The following is a 2228-nucleotide window of genomic DNA, read 5'->3' as shown; positions in this document are numbered from 1 at the left end:
GGTGGCGCGCACGCCGGACCGGTAGGTGCTCCGCCGCTCCGACACGGACGGCGACGGAGGGTGACCGGGCTCCGAGCCCGGCTCGAGTTCCCCGGCTACCGGCAGCTCGTCCACCGGCAGACCCTCGTCGGCCTGCACCTCGCGCAGCAGCTCCCCGAACTCGGCGGCGGTCGCGGGCCGGGCCTGCGGGTCCACCGACATGGAACGCTCGATCGCCGAGGACAATCCGTCCGGGACGCCCTGCTCGCGCAGGTCCGGAACGGGCTGGGTGGTCACCCGCACGAACTGCGCCACGACCCGCTCGCCGCTGCGCCGTTCGAATGCCGCGTGCCCGGTCAGCGCGCAGAACAGCGTGGCGCCGAGGCTGTAGACGTCCGATGCGGGGGTGGGCACGCGGCCGCTGAGCACCTCCGGGGCCGTGAACGCCGGCGACCCGGTCACCTCACCCGCCACCGTCTCGAAGCCCCCGCTGATGCGGGCGATCCCGAAGTCCGTGAGCTGCGGCTCGCCGAACTCGGTGAGCAGGATGTTGGCCGGCTTGACGTCGCGGTGCAGGATGCCGACGCGGTGGCCGGTCTCGAGGGCGCCGGCCAGCTTGATGCCGATCCGCACCACCTCGGCCCACGGGATGGGCCCGGAGCGGCGCAGTTGCGCGTCGAGCGAGTCGCGCGGGTGGTACTGCATCACGAGGTACGGGCGCCCGGATTCGGTGGTGCCGACCTGCAGGACGTTGACGATGTTGGGATGCCCGGACAGCCGTCCCATGGCGCGCTGCTCACGCAGGAAACGCTCGAGGTTGTCTGTGTCCATGTGGGAGGTGAGGACCTTCACCGCGACCGGGCGATCGAGTGCGGTCTCGTAGCAGCGGTAGACGACACCGAATCCGCCGCGCCCGATCTCCCGCGCGTCGTCGAACCCGGCGGCGGCGAGTTCGGCAGCGAGGTCGAACCCGATGTCGCGCTGCGTCGCGTACGGATCCTTTTCGGCCACAGTCGTTCTCGCATCCGTCCGAAGTGGCGGCTCGCGGACGGCCACAACGGCGTGACCGCCCGTGCGTACCCCTCGAGCATAACGCCGCGGACCGGTTCCCGGGCCCCGTCCGGCCACCTCCGAATCAGACCACGAGGTGTGGTTCCGCGAGGTCCCGGCCGCGGGCGAGCGCGTCGTACGCCGACGCCACGGACGCCACCGCCCGGCGCACCTCGTCGACCTCCCGCGCGTACGGCAGCCGGAGGAAGCGCTCGAACGCGCCTTCCACGCCGAACCTCGGTCCGGCGGCGAGGACCACACCGTGATTCGGGGCGGTCGCCGCGAGGGCCGTCGACACCGGCGTGGGCATCCGCACCCACAGCGACATCCCGCCCGGCCCCACCGTGTACTTCCAGTCGGGCAGGTGCTCGTCGAGCGCGCCGAGCATCGCCGCCCGGCGGCGGCGCAGCTGTCCGCGCCGCCGCTCGAGCAGGTCTTCGACGTCGCCGAGCAGGTGCGCCGCGGCGAGCTGCTCCATCACCGGCGTGCCGAGGTCGACGGCGGAGCGTGCCCCCACGAGCCGCGTGATCAGGGACCGGTCGGCACGGATCCAGCCCACCCGGAGCCCGCCCCACAGGGACTTCCCGGTGGATCCCACCGTCACGACGGACCGGTCCGCGCCGTACGAGGCGACCGCGGGGGGCGGTGGGGTGTCCAGCCACAGGTCCACCATCGTCTCGTCCACGACGAGCGTCATGCGGGTCTCCTGGGCGATCCGGACGAGTTCGGCCCGGCCCTGTGCGCCCATGCACAGCCCGGTGGGGCTGTGGAAGTCCGGGATCAGGAACGCCATTCGCGCCGCCGTCTGCCGCGCGGCGCTGCGCAGGCCCTCGAGGTCCCAGCCGGCGTCGGCGCCGCCCTCGGGCCGCACCGGCACCACGACCGGCCGCGCCCCGTGCCGCCGGATCGCCTCGAGCGCATTGGGATACGTGGGATGGTCGACGATCACGCGGTCGCCGGCGTCGGTGAGCACGCCGAGCAGCAGGCGCAGCGCGTGCTGCGCGCCGGAGGTGACCATGATCTGGTCGGCGTCCGTGGGCAGCCCCCGCTCCCGGTAGCGCCGCGCGATGACCTCGCGCAGCGGGGCCACGCCGATCGGCTCCATGCCGTGCGAGTCGAGGTAGGCCGGCACCGAGCGCAACGCGGCCGCGTAGGCGGACTCGATCTCGGCGGCGGGCGCGGGCATGGACGCGTAGCTC

1 protein-coding gene and 1 pseudogene are annotated in these 2228 nt (G+C 73.5%); both read right to left on the bottom strand.

Annotated elements, in window-relative coordinates:
• Positions 1–990, bottom strand: a pseudogene (locus tag CQZ88_RS31020) (serine/threonine-protein kinase); the annotation flags it as partial.
• A 124-nt stretch (positions 991–1114) separates the two neighbouring features.
• On the bottom strand, positions 1115–2228 hold a 1114-nt coding region (locus CQZ88_RS13880), incomplete at its 5' end, for a PLP-dependent aminotransferase family protein (RefSeq protein ID WP_102799910.1).

It is taken from the genome of Rhodococcus sp. ENV425 (assembly GCF_002887785.1).
Classification (GTDB): Bacteria; Actinomycetota; Actinomycetes; order Mycobacteriales; family Mycobacteriaceae; genus Rhodococcus; species Rhodococcus aetherivorans.
The sequence above is the reverse complement of the archived record's forward strand: the minus strand, read 5'-3'. Positions and strand labels throughout refer to the sequence as shown.